At 67.0% G+C, this 16,010-nt stretch carries 9 protein-coding genes; 6 read left to right on the top strand and 3 right to left on the bottom strand.

The annotated features are described in order from the left end of the window. Positions 1-74: 74 nt before the first annotated feature. Entirely contained in the window at positions 75-1,262 is a 1,188-nt protein-coding gene (locus tag TRAD_RS13410; protein WP_013179152.1) for an MFS transporter, read from the bottom strand. Positions 1,263-1,474: 212 nt separating this feature from the next. Between TRAD_RS13410 and TRAD_RS13405 the strand changes: the two genes are divergently transcribed. Next, a complete protein-coding gene (locus TRAD_RS13405; protein ID WP_221401613.1) occupies positions 1,475-3,163 on the top strand; it encodes an alpha-amylase family glycosyl hydrolase in 1,689 nt (562 codons plus the stop codon). A gap of 119 nt (positions 3,164-3,282) precedes the next feature. On the opposite strand, the gene TRAD_RS13400 is transcribed toward TRAD_RS13405, so the two are convergent. After that, positions 3,283-4,986 carry a hypothetical protein gene (locus tag TRAD_RS13400; protein ID WP_148221260.1) on the bottom strand — a complete coding sequence of 568 codons (1,704 nt, stop codon included), beginning with the start codon at positions 4,984-4,986 and terminating at the stop codon, positions 3,283-3,285. A gap of 566 nt (positions 4,987-5,552) precedes the next feature. Between TRAD_RS13400 and TRAD_RS13395 the strand changes: the two genes are divergently transcribed. The 3 genes from TRAD_RS13395 to TRAD_RS13385 all read left to right on the top strand — a co-directional run bounded on the left by TRAD_RS13395 (position 5,553) and on the right by TRAD_RS13385 (position 8,478). Next, positions 5,553-5,843 carry a hypothetical protein gene (locus TRAD_RS13395; protein ID WP_041947313.1) on the top strand — a complete coding sequence of 97 codons (291 nt, stop codon included), beginning with the start codon at positions 5,553-5,555 and terminating at the stop codon, positions 5,841-5,843. Positions 5,844-6,173: 330 nt separating this feature from the next. Further along, entirely contained in the window at positions 6,174-7,385 is a 1,212-nt protein-coding gene (locus TRAD_RS15440; RefSeq protein WP_013179149.1) for a hypothetical protein, read from the top strand. 271 nt (positions 7,386-7,656) lie between these two features. Continuing rightward, the gene (locus TRAD_RS13385; protein WP_013179148.1) at positions 7,657-8,478 is read left to right on the top strand and encodes a hypothetical protein; all 822 of its coding nucleotides are present in this window, start codon (positions 7,657-7,659) and stop codon (positions 8,476-8,478) included. Between the two features lie 315 nt (positions 8,479-8,793). Here TRAD_RS13385 and TRAD_RS13380 read toward each other — a convergent pair whose 3' ends face one another. Beyond that, positions 8,794-10,659, bottom strand: a complete 1,866-nt coding sequence (locus TRAD_RS13380) for a dynamin family protein (RefSeq protein ID WP_013179147.1) — start codon at positions 10,657-10,659, stop codon at positions 8,794-8,796. A gap of 194 nt (positions 10,660-10,853) precedes the next feature. Here TRAD_RS13380 and TRAD_RS16555 point away from each other — a divergent pair, with 194 nt between their 5' ends. Together TRAD_RS16555 and TRAD_RS13365 are read left to right on the top strand one after the other, a co-directional pair. Then, on the top strand, positions 10,854-13,454 hold the full coding sequence (locus tag TRAD_RS16555) for a thioredoxin domain-containing protein (RefSeq protein WP_221401612.1): 2,601 nt from the start codon (positions 10,854-10,856) through the stop codon (positions 13,452-13,454). Between the two features lie 185 nt (positions 13,455-13,639). Then, a complete protein-coding gene (locus TRAD_RS13365; protein WP_013179145.1) occupies positions 13,640-15,967 on the top strand; it encodes a putative monovalent cation/H+ antiporter subunit A in 2,328 nt (775 codons plus the stop codon). The last annotated feature ends 43 nt before the right edge of the window (positions 15,968-16,010 follow it).

Genomic DNA, 16,010 nt, shown 5'->3' with positions numbered 1-16,010 from the left:
GGGAGCTCATAGGAGGTGGCTTGTGGCCCGTGGGGAATGGCGCCTGGTTCTCCCCACGAGTCACGAGCCACAGGTCACTCGCTACGCGCCACCCCACCAAGCCGCCGCCGCGTGTCCCAGGTCATGACCTCAAAGAGCGCCAGCAGTAAAGTCGCGGCGACGACGAGCGCCGCGCCGACGACCTCGAGCCCGGCGCGCCCCGCGATGAGCCCCACGAGCCCCGGCAGAGCCGCCCCCCCGAGCCCCGCCGCGGCGATCTGAAAGCCGATGGCGCTGTCCGCGTGCGCCCTGCCGATACGCGCGGGGGTCATGGCGACGAGCGAGGCGAAAATCGGCGCGACCGAGAGGCCGACGAGCATGAGGCCCGCGAGCGACGCGGCGAGCCCTAAGTTGAGCCAGAAGAGAAGGCCGCCGACGGCCGCCCCGAGCATGCACGCGCGCAGGGTCGGCACCAGAGGGACCCGGTCGGCGACAAACCCGAAGAGCACGCGCCCGACCATCAGGCTCCCCCAGTAGAGGCTCACGGCGACGCCGGCGGCGCCTTCGGAGACGCCTCTAGCGAGCGTCAGGACGCTGTAGCTCCACTGCCCCGCGACCATCTCGACCCCCGTGTAGACGAAAAAGACGGCCATCCCGAGCCAGGTCGCGCCGCGCCGGAGCGTCTCGCGCGTGCGAGCGGGCGACGCAGGGGGGGGAGCCTGTACGCTGCCGCTTGTCTCCCAGCGCTTACGGGTGAGCGCGAAGGTCGCCGCCAAGAGGAGCTGCGCACACCCCACGATGGCGTAGCCCCAGCGCCACACGAGCCCCGCGTTGAGTACCCCCGCGACGATGAGCGGTCCCAAGGTGGTGCCGACGCCGAAAAAGGCGTGGAGCCAGTTGAGCGTGCGCCCGCTAAAGTGCGCTGCCCCGTACGCGTTGAGCCCAGCGTCGACCGCCCCGCCGCCTAACCCCGCCAAAAAGGCGAGCACGACCATTAAAGGCCACACCGGCGTGAGCGCGTAGCCGAGGAGCGCGGTCGCGGCGGCGGCGGTCGAGAGCGCGAGCAGCGTACCGACGCCGATAAAGCGCAGGATGCGGCCCGCGAGAAAGCTCGAGGTCAGGTACCCAGCGGTGCCGCTCACGAGCAGCGCACCCAAGGCGTCGAGGGGCAGTCCGAAGGTGTCGCGGATGGAGGGCCACGCGACCCCGAGGAGCCCGTCGGGGAGACCCAAGCTGACAAAGGCGAGAAAAGCGAGCGCGATGAGAAATGTGCGGGGCGACATGCGCCGCACGCTACCACGGGCGTCTCTTGGCGGGTGGTCGGCACCGGCACCGACCGCGAAGGTGCGCTCGGCAGCTCCAGGAGAGCGGTCGGCTATCCCCTATAAGGCTAGCGCGCGCGCAAGGCGCTCCCCTACAATGCGCTTCGGGGCGGGGTGGTTACCCTACGGCGTGCGCCGCGACGGGCGCGCCAACGTCATCTTTACGGAGTCTTATGAGCACGTCCTCGAATACGCCCTCAAGCACGTCTGCCGACGCCCCCATGGTGGAATTCACCCTGTTCGCCCCTTACAACGAAGAGGCGGCCCTCATCGCCGAGTTCACGGACTGGGAACCGCTCGCGATGACGCGGGGTGAAGATGGGGTCTTTCGCGTGCAGGTGCCGCTAGCAGATGGCACCTACCGCTACAAGTTCCGCGTCCGCTCGAAGAGCTGGTTTTTCGAAGAGGGCGCGTGGGTGGACGTCGTCGACCCCTACGCGACGGCCATCGACCACGAGGGTGGCGAAAACGGTGTGGTGCGCGTTCGCGGGGGGGAGCGCTACGTCGACGACTACGCGTGGCAGCACGACGAGGCGCACCTGCCGCCGGACCACGCGCTCGCCATCTATGAGCTGCACGTCGCCGACTTCTCAGGGGGTGAAGACGACGCGCACGAACGCGGCGACTTTAGGCACGTCGAGGAGAAGCTCGACTATTTGCAAGAGCTCGGCGTAAACGCGCTCGAGCTGATGCCCGTGCAGGCCTACCCCGGCGACCACTCGTGGGGTTACAACCCGCGCCACTTCTTCGCCGTCCATCCCGGTTACGGCACCTCGGAGGACCTTAAGCGCCTCGTGGACGCCTGTCACGGGCGCGGTATGCGCGTGATTTTAGACATGGTCCTCAACCACTCGGAGTCCGAGAGCCCCCTGACGCAGATCGACCACGACTACTGGTACCACCACGAACCGACCGACCCCAACAACACCTGGGGACCCGAGTTCAACTACGAAAAGTACGACGAGTCCCTGGGCACCTTCCCGGCGCGCAAGTTCGCGGGCGACCTGGTACGCTTCTGGGTCGAGGAGTATCACATCGACGGCATCCGCTTCGACGCCGCTAAGCACATCGCTTCGCACGACTTTATGACGTGGGTGGTGGGTGAAGCGAAGCGCGCGGCGGGTGTTAAACCCTTCTACACCATCGCCGAGCACATCCCCGAGGTTCCGGAGATCGTCGGCCAAGAGGGGCCGATGGACGGGTGTTGGCACAACGGCTTCTATCACGGGATTACGGCCCACCTCAAAGGCGAGCGCTTCGACCTAGACGAGCTCAAAGGGCTGCTGGACGGTCGGCGTAAGGGTTTCACGGGGCCGACGGCTTTGGTCAACTACATCGCCTCGCACGACCACGGGCACCTGATGGCGGTGCTCGCCGAGGCGGGAATTCACGACGCCGAGGCCTTTCGGCGGGCGAAGCTGGGGGCCGCGTTGACCTTTACCGCGCTCGGCGTCCCGATGCTCTGGATGGGGAGCGAGTTCGGTGAGTACAAAAAGAAGCAGCTCGAGGAGGCCAAGATCGACTGGCCGCTGCTGGCCAACGAGGCCAACAGGGGGCTATTTGCGTATCACCAAGGGCTGGTAGCCTTGCGTAAAGAGCAGGGGGCGCTGCAGACCGAGAACCTCGAGTTCATTCACGAAAACGACGAGGCGCGCGTGCTCGCCTTTAAACGTTGGGACGAGGGCGGCTCGCAGGTCGTCGTGGTCGCCAACCTCTCGGACCAGCATCACGCATCGTACTGCGTACCGGGGCTTGGCAGCGGCACCTGGCACGAGTGGACCAAAGACTACGACACGGACGTCGCGGGGGAGCTGACGCTCGAGCTCGGGCCGTGGGAGGCGCAGGTGTTCGTCAAGCGCTAGCGTGGAGAGGGGCGCTGTCGGAAAACGTCGAAGGGAGGGCTCGAGCCCTCCCTCGCGGTGCAACCACTTTCTCGGGCCGCTAACGGCGCCGGTGCCGACGTGGTCCGGCGCAGCGTTCTTTAACGTCCCAAGATGAACACCATCGACGCGGGGATGTTGTAGATCCGAGGGCTTGCGAGCCGGCCGCGTTCAGTCGCGTTGTAGGTTCTCTCGGCGGCCTCGCGGAGCCGGTTGGAGTGGTCCCAGGGGGCGAGGTGCACGTAGGGGCGGCTGACGAAGTGGTAGAGGCCGCCGTAGGTCCCGCTCCCGCAGATGTTGCCCGCGAGCTGCCCGTCGGTGCTCTTGAGGCCGACATGGGCCATACCGTTGGCTACGCGCTGCATAAAGGTGTTGCTGAACACCCCCTGCGTCGCCAGGTCCGCTAGCCCCTGCGTCGTCAGCCGCACGTACACCATCGGCTGGCAGCCGTTGCTCGCTCGCCCCGACAGCTGCACCCGGTGGTCCCACACGTACCCCGTCCCCGACGGCGTGTTGACGCTGCGCATGTTGTTCTCCACGATCCGCGCCATCCGCCGCGCCTCGGCCGTGTAGCCGCTGTCGCCCGTCAGCTTGCCCATGTAGTGGTGGTAGCGGATCCACTGCACGTACGGGTGCATCAGGTTGCGCGTCAAAAACGGAAAGCCCGAACGCACCCCCTTGCGCCGACGCCACTTGGCCTCGAAGTCGTTGCGCAGGTAGTTCGTCCAGAAGTTCGCGCTGCTGTTAAAGCCCGCTTGCCGCAGCGTGTAGGCCGCCGCCGCCACCACTGAGTGCGCTAAGATCTCCTCCATCTCATGGGTGTCGCGACCCACGTGCTGTCGCCCACCAGGGTCTGGGTTTCGCATCAAGTACCGCCAGTTGCGGAAGCCGTCGCCGGTGGTGTCGCGCAGCGTCCCCCGCATCCGGTTCATCACCGTGTCGATCTGCTGCACCAAACGCCGGTCCCCCGTCGTCCGGTACGCCAGGATCAGGCTCGTTAGGTAGTGGTTGAGGTCGCGACCATACTTGTTGAGGTCGCCGGAGTCCGCCATTCGTAACGGATCCATCCAGGCATTGCTGCTGTCGTACCTTGGATTGTCGATCGTCGCGACGAGGCGCTCGAGCCACTCCTGTTGGCCGCTGCTGACGTTGCTGCTAGGGGCGGTGCTGCCGCTGCTGCTGCCAGCGCCGCTGCCGCCGCTCGTCTCATAGGTGACGTACAGCGTCGGGGCGATCCGCGTCCCCCACCCGTCGACCGCACGCGCCGTGCGCACCGCCCGGTTGTCCCCCGTAAACACCAGCACCAGCGCGTTGCCGCTGCGCCACCCGCTGCGGTTGACCACCTGCTGGATCACCCGCGACAGGTCGTTTGTCTCCGCCACCTGCCCCGCACGCCACGCCCCGGGCTGCCACGACACCGACGCCGAGGTGAGGTTGCGCGAGCTGATGTTGCGGTTGGCGTTGGTAAACTGCGGCGCCGAGTTCACATCCTGCGCCCGCACGGTGATGGTGGTGCTACCCGCGTCGGAGGTGTGGGGCATAAAGCGCACGAACGCGTTGGTGATCCTGGCCCCCTGGGGGATGGTGACGTTGGTAAAACGCAACCCCACCGTGTCGCGCGAGAACGTCAGGGTGTTGCGGGCGCTGCCCGTGGTCATGGCGCCCGAACGGGTTTCGGCGCGGTCGTCGGCACCGCTGCGGATCCAGGTGCGCAACGTCTGCCGCGAGGTGGTCTCCAGGTCGACCTCGGGGCGTTCGATGCCGCTGCTGCAGGCGGCCAAAAGGAGGGCGACGGCGACCGGCATAAACGACCGGAGCGACCGTCGCACCACGGCTCGTGAGGGGTTCGGCTTGTGTTCCAACTCTCGCTTCCTCTCCGCTGCCCAGCTTCGTGGAATCTGACCGGATAAGCCGCTCCGGCAGAGAGGACCTCTAAGCGCCCCCCACGCTTAGAGGTGCCCCCTGCTGCAGCATCTTCCGGCAGGGTCTGTAGCGCCCCGCCCCAACCAGGTGCGGTGGGGCGGACGTTACAGGTGTTGAGGGGAGGCCACCCGCTCAGCGAGGATGAAGGTAGCGTATGAGAAAATGAAGAGAATTAAGATAAAATGAGTGAAAAATGAAAATTGGTGAGGGCTGTTTTTTCGCTACAGGCTAGCCGTGCTGATTTTTTAGCTGCTTGTTAATCTTTTAAAATGAGAGCTGCGCTCATGTTTGGAGGAGGTTGTAAGGCGTTTTACAACGCTCAGCAAGCCTGATGATCACGCCTTGCGGATAGGCGCTCTGACGGAAAAGTCCCCGCACGCTTGTGAAGCGTGCACACGGTTGGTGTGGAGGGCCGCCTTAAGCTGCTCGCAGGAGGTGGTTAACCGTGATGAAACATGCGAACTCCGGTATCGGCGAGGGGCAGCGGGCGGAGCGGCGCTCCCTCGTTCCAAGGCGGGGTGGGTTTGTAGAGAGGCTCAAGCGGCGCGCTGCGACGCTGAAAGAGCGGCAGCTAGAGGATGCAGCGGCCCTCTCGTGGCTCGAGGCGTTCGCCGCTGAAACGCCCTCGTCGGTCTTTGGCAAGCTGGCTGCAGCGGGCCTTTTGGCGGGGGTTTCGGAGAGCGAGCTGCTCGAGCTTTTCCGTGGCAACGCCCCCTTTACTGGCGAGCTCTACGACTAGCCGCTTCGCCGGTAGGGGTACGGGGTGTTAGGCGGGGTGCGCTCGCGAGCGGCACGTGGGTTTGAGGCAACTGGGTCGTCGATGCCGAGCAGCTGCCCCGAGGGCAGCTGCTCGGCTCGCGTTTGCGCTGCTGCCCGACAGTTCAACCTGTTTACGTGCTTATCGATGCGGGGCGTTAGGGTGAGCACCCTCTCGCAAACGACGGTTTTGCAGCGGCCCGTGCTGTACCCGTCGTCCGGGATACCCCACAACGGGGGCTAGACGCTAGCGCGCGCCGCTCAAAGCGGGTATCATCACAGCCATACCGAGGTTCGGTGAGAGGAGGCGACGATGCGACAGATGCGAGGGGCGGCCGCCCTGTTGGTGGTGCTGCTCGTAGGATGCGACTTCTTTGGCGGGGGGCCGGAACCGACACCCCAGCGACCTGAAATCCGCAGCTTTACGGCGAACCCTGCGGTCATCACGGCGCCGGGTCAAGAGGTGACGCTCAGCTGGCAGCTCTCGGGGGCCGTGACGAGCCTCACGCTCGACCCGGGTGGCGTCGCCGTGTCGGGCAGCAGCACGACCGTGAACCCGACCCAGACGACGACGTACACGCTCACGGCGCGCAACAGCGCGGGTGAGAGCAGCGCGCAGACAACGGTGACGCTCGATGACGGCACGGCCCCCGAGCCGCCGGGGCAGGACACGACCCCGCCGACCGGCAACTTCGCCGTCGGCCCGACGGCCAACGGCCCCTTTACGAACGACCGCGCGGAGAACATCACGGGCCCGAATGACGAGCGCGTCGTGCAGCTTGAACCCGGCGACTCGTTCTTCGCTCAGGTGTCCTATAGCGACCCGAGCGGTATCGCCGCGATTCAGATCAACCTCGTCAATCGTAACCCGCCGGGGATCGCGGGGACGCTCGTCCAGGGACAGAGCGTCTCGGGCTTTACCCTCGTGGGACCGGTGAACTCGGGTTGCGACCTGCAAAACCGCCCGACGAGCATCACCTGCGTCTACCAGATCGACGTCGGCGACGACGTGGTCAACATCGACCGTCTGGCGGGCTCCGAAAATGAGTTTGCTTACGTCTTCCGTACGCAGGTGACCGACGCGGCGGGGAACACCTCGAACGAGCCGATCCGCGGCTACGTGGTCGTCGGTGGGGCGGCGACCCCCCCGGCGCCCCCCGAGGAGCCCTCCCCGCCCCAGCCAGAACCGCCGGAGCAGCCCGAGCCACCCGCCCCACCGCAGCCCCCGGCTCCAGAACCGCCGAGCGAGGAGCTGATCACCGCGTTTACAGCGTCGCCCAACCCTGCGCCGGCGGGGGAGAGCATCACTCTGTCGTGGAGCCTCTCGGGCGACGTGCCGAGCGGCAGCACCCTGTCGCTAACCGCCGACCAGGACGTGCTGGGCGCGGATGAGGTCATCGTGACGGGCAGCAGCTACACGCTCGAGAGCGGCATCGACCAGGAGACGACCTTTACGCTAAGCCTCTTCGACGCGGCGGACGAGGTCCTCGACACGGCGGACGTCACGGTGGCGCTCGCCGAGTAAGGGCACAAGCACCCGCTGTAGGGAAGGCGAAGGCCTTCCCTTTTCTACGCGGCGACGGTTGCGCAGCGGCATTTTTGGGGCAACCGAGCGCTCGGCGTCAGGGGAACTGGAGCGCCTGGGAGGCCCCATACACCCAAAACGCCGAGAAAGGTGTGCACGCTTCATTGGCTTTTCATGTCGAATCAAGTAAGGTGGGGGAGTAAGGGCAGTATCTTGCTCTTGGGTGCGGCTGCGCCTAAGGGGGGCTGTCAATTACCTGTAGGAGGAGCACATGAGGTTACTTAAAGCAGGACTCGTGTCCACAGTGCTCGTCGCGGGTTTAGCGGCGTGCGGTGATCTGATCGACCCTCAACCGCCGGGTCCGGGTACGGGCCCGACGATCGAGAGCTTTATCGCCACCCCCAGCACCATCCAGTCGGGTGGTTCGGCGACGCTGTCGTGGGAGGTCTCGGGCGCCACGACCCTGTCGATCGAGCCGGGTGTGGGTGACGTCACGGGGAGCTCGAGCGTCTCGGTCTCGCCGACCACGACGACCGAGTACACCCTGACGGCGACGAACGCCCAGGGTAGCACGACGGCGACGACGACCGTGACGGTGACCGACAACGGTGGCCCCATCACGCCGGGTGACCCCCCCACGGGCACCTTCGGTGTCAGCACGAGCCCCGAGGGCCCCTTTACGAACGACCTCGGTGACAACATCAGCGACCCGTCGGACGAGCGCATCATCCGCGTGCCGGCTGGGGGCAGCTTCTACGCGCAAGTCGAGTACACCGGCAGCCAACCGATCACCGGCATCGTCATCAACCTCGTAAATAGCTCCCCTGAAGGTCTAAGGGGCACGCTCAGCACGACCGAACCCGTCGGCGGCTTTACGCTTGCCGGCGAGCCCACGGGCGACAACTGCGACCTGTCGGGCGCTTCGACCAGCGTGACGTGCGTCTATCAGATCAACGTCGCGAGTGACGTCGTCAACATCGACCAGCTCCCCGGCTCGGGCAACGAGTTCGCCTACGTCTTCCGCACGCAGGTGACCGACGCGGGCGGCAACACCTCGAACGAGCCGATCCGCGGCTACGTCATCATCGAGTAACCCCGCCCTAACAGGGAAAGAGCGCGGCTTTGGCCGCGCTTTTTTTGGCTCGCTCACCCCAGCTCAAGGGTTAGCTAGAAAGGGCTGCGGGCTCGTGGAGCAGCGTTGCGGCGCGCTCGCGCCCGAAGTTTCGCGGTGGCCACGGCACCCAAGGGCGGGTCGCCCGCGTTGCAAGGGTAGTGAGACGTTACCTCTAAGGCGTGCTAGATGAACGTCGGGGGCTCCCTCGTTGGTCGGAGCTGCGTGAGATCTGCGTAGAGGCAACGCGCGTGAGGTGACCGAGATGGGGGGAGGCTTGCGGCGCTCTGGCGCGCGCTACGCGTTCCTTTTGCGCGCGCGCTCCCGCTCGCTCGGTTGCGCGCCGGAGGTGCTTGGAGTTTCCAGTGCGGGCGTCTCCTGGGCCCGCGGCGGCCGCTTACCGCGTGTGCTGGGTGCGCTGAGGTCGAGCGTCTCGACCTCGCGGCGCAAGGCTTTGAGCTCGCGCTCGGCGCGCTCGAGGTCACCCTGGAGCTCCTCCAAACGGTCGGACTCGCTGCGGACAAAGCGGGTGTAGGGGCTGATCGCCGCGGAGAGCTTATCGGTCGCGCGGCGCAGCTCCGCTTCAAACTGCGCGGTGAGGCTTTCGGCGAGGCCGTCGCGGAGCCGCTGCATCTGCTCGTGCAAGTTGCGCTTGGCGACGCGGCGGCGGTTGGGGAGCACGAGGAAGCCGAGCCCCGCCATGGTGATCCCGGCAACGATACCGGTGGCGTCGAGGGCGGCGCCTGACAAAAAGGCGACGGCGGCGGCCCCGAGCCCGATGCCACCGACCTGGATGAGTCCCGTCTGCACCGCCGAAGCCTGCAGGGCGTTGGCCAAGCGGCGCGCCTCGAGGTCTTGGTTGTACGACGAGAGCACCTCCTCGGCGCTCGCCGAGAGCCCGCGGATCAGCGCGTCGCGGTCGTACTGGAAGCGGCCCCCGACCTCGCCGATCAGCCGCTCCTCGCCCGCTTGGCGGCGGGTGGTGACGAAGTTCATCATGTCTTCCCAGACCTGCAGGTTGCTCGAGATAAACCAGTCGACCATCTCGGCGACCACCCCGTCGATCTCCTTGTCGGCGCCGCGGATGACGCGCGCTTCAAAGGCCTCGCGGATGCGCTCGTTGTCCATGAGCTGCAGAATGCGCCGCAAGCGGACGGTGTCGTCGAAAAAGACGTCGCCACGCCGCTCGACCTCGATAAGCACCGTTTTGACCTGCGTGAGGTAGCTCTCGAAACCGCGGTACATGTCGCGCTTAAACTGCTCGAGCTGCCGGTCGACCTCCTGCAGGGTGCGGCGGTCGTCGGCGAGGAGCGCGAGGCGCTCTTGGGTGGTGCGCGCGTAGCGCGCGGCGATGCGGTGCGCGACCCCCAGGGGTGAGGCGAGCTTGAGTTGGACGCGGGCCCCTGCCGAGAGGGTGCGTTCGATAAAGTCTTCGAGCGCGGGGAGACCGCTCGCCGCGAGCGCCGCTTCGTCCCCCGCTTGGCGCGCCCGAAAGGCGCTCTTGGCGGCGACGCCGAAGACCTGCGGCGCGACCTCGATGCTCTCGTGGAGCGCCTCGCGCGCGTGGTCGCGGACGAACTCGAGCACCTTCTCGCGCTCGTCGGGTTCTAAGATGTCGAACTTGTTGACCACCACCACGACCTTTTTCCCCCACGAGCGGATAAGCTCCAAAAAGCGGCGCTCGGACTCCGTGAAGGGGCGGTCGGCGGACGTCACGAAGAGCACCAGGTCGGCGCGGGGGACGAAGCGCTCGGTGAGCTCCTGGTGCTTCTGGATGACCGCGTTCGTCCCCGGCGTATCGACGAGCGCGAGCTCCTGCAAGATGGGGGCGGGAAACTCGCGGCGGAGGATAAAGTCGCCCTCTTCGGTGTCGCGCGCCCTGTCGCCGTAGGTCACGATGGTGATGCGGTCGGTTGTCGGCGTGACCCCCTCGAGCATCACCTTGTGGCCCAAAAGGGCGTTTAGAAAGGTTGACTTGCCGGCGTTGTACTCGCCGCACACGACGAGCATAAAGAGGCCCTCGAGGTCTTCGAGCGCGGTGCGCAGCTCCTGGAGGTCCTCTTTGTGCGCGTCGAGGCGCCCGAGCAGTGCGATGAGATCGGCGATGACCAGACGCTCGCGGTGCAAAAAGTCGCGGGCGGCCTCGCTCATGTCGAGATTCATAGTCCGTAAGATAGCACGCGACCACCTTAGAACCCGGCGTGAAACGAACTGTGAGGCGCCAAAAGCGGCCTGCGCGACGCTTGGCTGCGCAGGCCCGTGAATCCGCGCGTTCACGACGCCGTTGCTCGCCCCGCCGCGGAAGCAAGAGCGCAAGCGACATAAACGGAACGTTAAACGGTGCGTTAAGCTGGGTTATGGCTTCTCAAACTTTCGATCAAGCAGAGCAACAGGGCGCGCCGGAGGTGGGCGTGACCTTCCAGGGCGACCTGAACGGCGAGCAGGAGGCGGCTTTTGCGGCGCTTCGCGAGGCCTTCGGGGTGATCAGCGACCTGTCGCAAGCGCAGTCGCTCCTCTCGTGGGACGAGAGCGTCAACTTGCCGCCGAAAGCGGCCGCGACGCGCGGGCAGCAGCTCGCGACGCTCGGGCAGGTGATCCACGAGCGCCTGACGGACCCGAGGCTTAAGGAGCTGCTTAGGGCGCTCGAGGGGGTCGATCCGGAGAGCGAGGTGGGCGCGTTTGTGCGCGAGGCGCGGCGCGACGTCGAGCGCGCCCAGAAGGTGCCGAGCGACTTTGTGGCGGAGGTGAGCCGCGCGCGCAGTGCGGCGCTAGCGGCTTGGACGGAGGCGCGCGCCGAGGCCGACTTCGCGCGCTTTGCCCCGCACCTCGAGAAGACCTTGGAGCTAAGCCGCCGCTACGCCGACTTTTTGGGCTTTGAAGGCCACCCCTACAACGCGCTCCACGACCTTTACGAGCCGGGGAGCGACGTCGAGACGCTCAAGCGGGTGTTCGCCGAGCTGCGCGACGCGACCGTGACGCTGTTGCGGGAGATCGCCGCGAGCGGCCGCGTACTCTCCGACGCCCCCGTGCGGCGCCCCTTTGCGGAGGCCGACCAGGAGGCGTTTGGCCGGTTTGTGGTGCGCGCGCTCGGTTACGACTTCGAGGGGGGGCGCCTCGACCGCACCGTGCACCCCTTTGCCACGCGCATCGGTCAGGGGGACGTGCGCATCACCACGCGTTACGAACCGACGTTTTTGAACCCCGCGCTTTTCGGTACGATCCACGAGGCGGGGCACGCGATGTACGAGCAGGGGATCGCGGCGCGCTACGCGCGCTCGCCTCTGGAGCACGCGGTGAGCTTGGGGGTGCACGAGTCGCAGTCGCGCCTCTGGGAGAACCTGGTGGGGCGCAGCCTCCCCTTCTGGCGCTGGGCCTACCCGAAGCTGCAGGAGATCTTTCCCGAAGCCCTCGCCGGGGTCGCTTTGGAGGACTTTTACGCCGCTGTCAACCGGGTCGAGCCGAGCTTGATCCGGGTCGAGGCCGACGAGGTGACCTACAACCTCCACGTGATGGTGCGCTTTGAGCTCGAGCTCGCGCTGCTCGAGGGGTCGCTGACGGTGCGCGAGCTCCCCGAAGCGTGGAACGCCCGTTACGAGGCGTACCTGGGGGTGGTGCCGCCCGACGACGCCGTGGGCTGTTTGCAAGACACTGGGGATGATCGGCTACTTTCCGACCTACACGCTCGGCAACCTCATGAGCGTGCAGCTCTACGAGGCCGCCAAGGCGGCGCACCCGGAGCTCGAGGCGGAGATCGAAGCCGGGCGCTTCGGCACGCTCCTCGGGTGGTTGCGCGAACAGGTGCATCAACACGGCTCGCGCTTCGAACCCGCCGAACTCCTGCGGCGCGCGACCGGCTCGGAGCTCAGCGCAGCGCCCTATGTGGGTTACCTCAACCGCAAGTTCCGCGCGCTCTACGGGTTGGGTGCGTGAGGGCGCCCTTCGGGGGGGCGCTCCTAGGGGTGCTGCTGGGGGCCGTGCTGTCGGTGGCCGCGGCGCAGATCGGTGAGCCGCCGGAGGCGCTCGTCGAGCGGCTCGAGCTGCGCGAAGCGGGGGAGCGCTACGCCTTGGGGGGGCTGACGCTAGAACTCACCCCCAGAGGGGGGGCGCTCTACCGCGTGTCGGGTCGGGGGGTCTTGGACGAGGTGGGTCGGCGCGACCTCGCGCAGCTCGTGGGGGCGGCGACGGGCTACGGCGAGGGGATCGCGGCGCCGCTCGCCGAGTTTTTGGCGGCGCGCACCGAGGAGCTCACCGGTCAGGGGGAGGTCGGCCTCAACGTCGAGGAGTTCGCGCTGCGCCTCACGGTCACCCCCGACCCCGTACGCGTCGGGGGGGCGCCACACGTGCGCTTTGAGCTCGAGCTCGCCGCGGTGCCCGAAGACCGCTTTCCGGCGGTGCGCCACACCCTGGGCCCTGCGGACGCGGCGGTCGTCGTCCGCGCGTTTTCCGACTTGCAGTGCCCCTTCTGCGCGCGCTACGGGCTCGAGGTGCTACCCGAGCTCAAAGCGACCCTGCTCGCGCGCGGCGACGTGCGCTTCGAGTTCCACCACCTGCCGCTCCTAAGCATCCACGCCAACGCCGCCCCCGCCGCCGAGGCGGCCGAATGCGTGACCGACGCCAACGCGGGCGACCCGGAGGCGTTTTGGACCTTTCACGACGCCCTTTTGGAGCGGCAGGGGGCGTGGCGCGACCTCGGCGACCCCGCGCCCTACTTCGTGCGGCTCGCCCGCGAGGTCGGTTTGTCGGCGGAGGGCGTCGCGGCGTGCCTCACTGAGGGGCACTACACCGAAACCGTCCGCGAGGCGTACGCGCTCGCGACCCAGACCCTAGGGCTCAGCGCGACGCCGACGGTGTTCGTCGGGCCCTACCGGTTGCCGACGGCCGCCGCGGGGACTGCAGCGGGTTACGAGCGCGCGATCGCCCGTTTGGAAACCTTCGGCGAACTGCCGGCGTCGCCCTGACGGGCGCGCGGGGTGCTTGGGGCGCGTGTTAGGCTACCCCTTGGTGCGTTCGGGGCGCGTTCGGTTTGGCAGGGGAGCGGCCCGCGACGCGTCGGCCAGGCTTTCTAAGCCCTTCCGCCGGGGTGTGCCGGCTCACGCTAGCGTGAGCGCTCCGCCCGGAGGGGATCGGTGAGAAGGAGACGCAGATGGTCGTTGCCGTAATGTCGTGTTTTGTGCTCGCAGCGCTCGCCCCCCCGCTGCACCGCCTCGTGCAGGCGCGCGTGGGGTGGCTTTTGGCGCTTCTGCCCGCCGCGGTCTTCGCCTTTTTCGTGGCGCAGCTGCCAGCTTTGGCGGAGCGGGGGGCGCTTCTCCAGGTGCTGCCGTGGGTGCCGGGGTTGGCGGTCAACCTGACCTTCTACCTCGACGGGCTCAGCCTGCTTTTTGCGCTGCTGATTTCGGGGATCGGCACCCTGATCGTGATTTATGCTGGAGGGTACCTCAAAGGGCACCCGCAGCTCGGCCGCTTCTATCTCTACCTGCTCTTTTTCATGGGATCGATGCTCGGGGTGGTGCTGGCCTCGAACGTCGTCACCCTGTTTATCTTCTGGGAGCTGACGAGCTTCTCGTCCTACCTGCTCATCGGCTTTACGCACGAGAGCGAGCGCTCGCGCAAGGCGGCCCTGCAGGCGCTCCTCGTCACCGGTCTGGGGGGGCTCGCGATGCTAGCGGGGCTCGTGCTGGTGGCGCTCATCGGCGGTTCGTTCGAGTTAAGCGAGCTGATTGGGCTCAACCTCACGCAGCACCCGCTCTACCTCGGGGCGCTCACGTTGGTGCTCGCGGGCGCTTTTACCAAGTCCGCGCAGTTTCCCTTTCACTTCTGGCTCCCCGGCGCCATGGAGGCGCCCACCCCGGTCTCGGCCTTTTTGCACTCGGCGACGATGGTCAAAGCGGGGGTCTACCTCCTGGCGCGGCTCCACCCGGCGATGGGGGGGACGCAGGCGTGGGAGTGGTTGGTCGGCGGGGTCGGCGCCGCCACGATGCTGCTGGGCGCCCTTCTCGCGCTCACGCACACCGACCTCAAACGGCTGCTCGCCTACACCACGATGATGGCGCTCGGCACCTTGACGATGCTCCTTGGCCTCGGCTCTTACCTGGCGATCGAGGCCATGGTGGTCTTTCTGACCGTGCACGCGCTCTACAAGGCGGCCCTCTTTATGGTAGCGGGCGCTCTCGACCACGAGACGGGGACCCGCGACGTCCTGCAGCTCTCGGGGCTCGCGCGGCGGATGCCGCTGACGTTTACCGGCGCGGCGGTCGCGGCGCTCTCGATGGCGGGGTTGCCGCCCCTTTTTGGTTTCGTCGGCAAAGAGATCATCTACGAAGGGGCGCTCGCTTTTTCCAACCTCCCCTGGCTCGTGGCGGCGACGGCGGTCGCGGCCAACATGGCGGTCGTCGCGGTCGCGGGCATCGTGGCGCTCAAACCCTTCGTCGGCCCCCTCAAGGAGACGCCCAAAGCGCCCCACGAGGGGCCCGTAAGCCTCTGGCTCGGACCGCTGACCTTGGGGGCCTCGAGCCTCCTCTTCGGGCTGCTGCCCGCGCTCGTGGGGTCGGTCGTGCTGGTGCGGGCGGCCAGCAGCGTCTACGGCGAGCCCCTCTCTTTTGAGCTGGCGCTCTGGCACGGCTTTAACCTGCCTTTGATGCTGAGCGTCGTCACCATCGCGGGGGGCGTGGTGCTCTACCGCTACTGGCCGCGGCTGCGCGCCGCGCTCGCCTCGTTTGACGACCTCATGGGCGAGGAGCCCCGCCGCATCTACGAGGGGCTACTAGAGCACCTTAATGCGGTGGCCGCGTGGCAGACGCGGACGCTGCAGAACGGTTCGCTGCGCCGCTACCTCTTTTTGATCATCGCCTCGACGCTGCTCCTAACGGGTGTGACGATGCTCGTCAAGGGCGGCTTCGGCTTTCCGGAGGTCGGGGCGGTGACGTCGTACGCGTCGTTTTACGAGTGGGTGCTCGCCATCCTCTGCCTGTTGGGGTCGGTGTTCGTGGTGCTCGCCCGCTCGCGGCTCGCGGCGGTCGCGGCGCTCGGCATCGCCGGGTACAGCTTGGCGCTCCTTTTCGTCCTCTTCTCGGCGCCCGACCTCGCCCTGACGCAGCTTTTCGTCGAGACGCTCTCGGTCATCATCCTGACGCTTATCATCATTCACCTGCCGCAGCTGTTGCGCGACGACGAGATGCACGACTCGAAGCGGCCCGTGGTGCGCGACGTCAGCGTCTCCGTGCTCGCCGGGCTGCTCATCACGGCGCTCGTCTGGTCGGTGACGAGTTTGCCGCTAGACCGCGCGGTACCCGCCTTTTACGAGGCTAACAGCTACAAAGAGGCCGAGGGGCGCAACATCGTCAACGTCATCTTGGTCGACTTTCGCGCGCTCGACACCCTCGGCGAGATCACCGTGCTGGCGCTCGCGGGGGTGGGCGTGCTGACGCTCCTCAAACTGCGCGCCTCGGCGCCCAATAGGGAGCAGCGAAAGTGAGGGGGCTTGGGATGAAGGTGCACGTGCTGCTCGCCGCAGGAGG

This window comes from Truepera radiovictrix DSM 17093, from assembly GCF_000092425.1.
Lineage (GTDB): Bacteria > Deinococcota > Deinococci > Deinococcales > Trueperaceae > Truepera > Truepera radiovictrix.
Note: the sequence above shows the minus strand (reverse complement) of the source record. Positions and strands in the feature narration are given on the sequence as shown.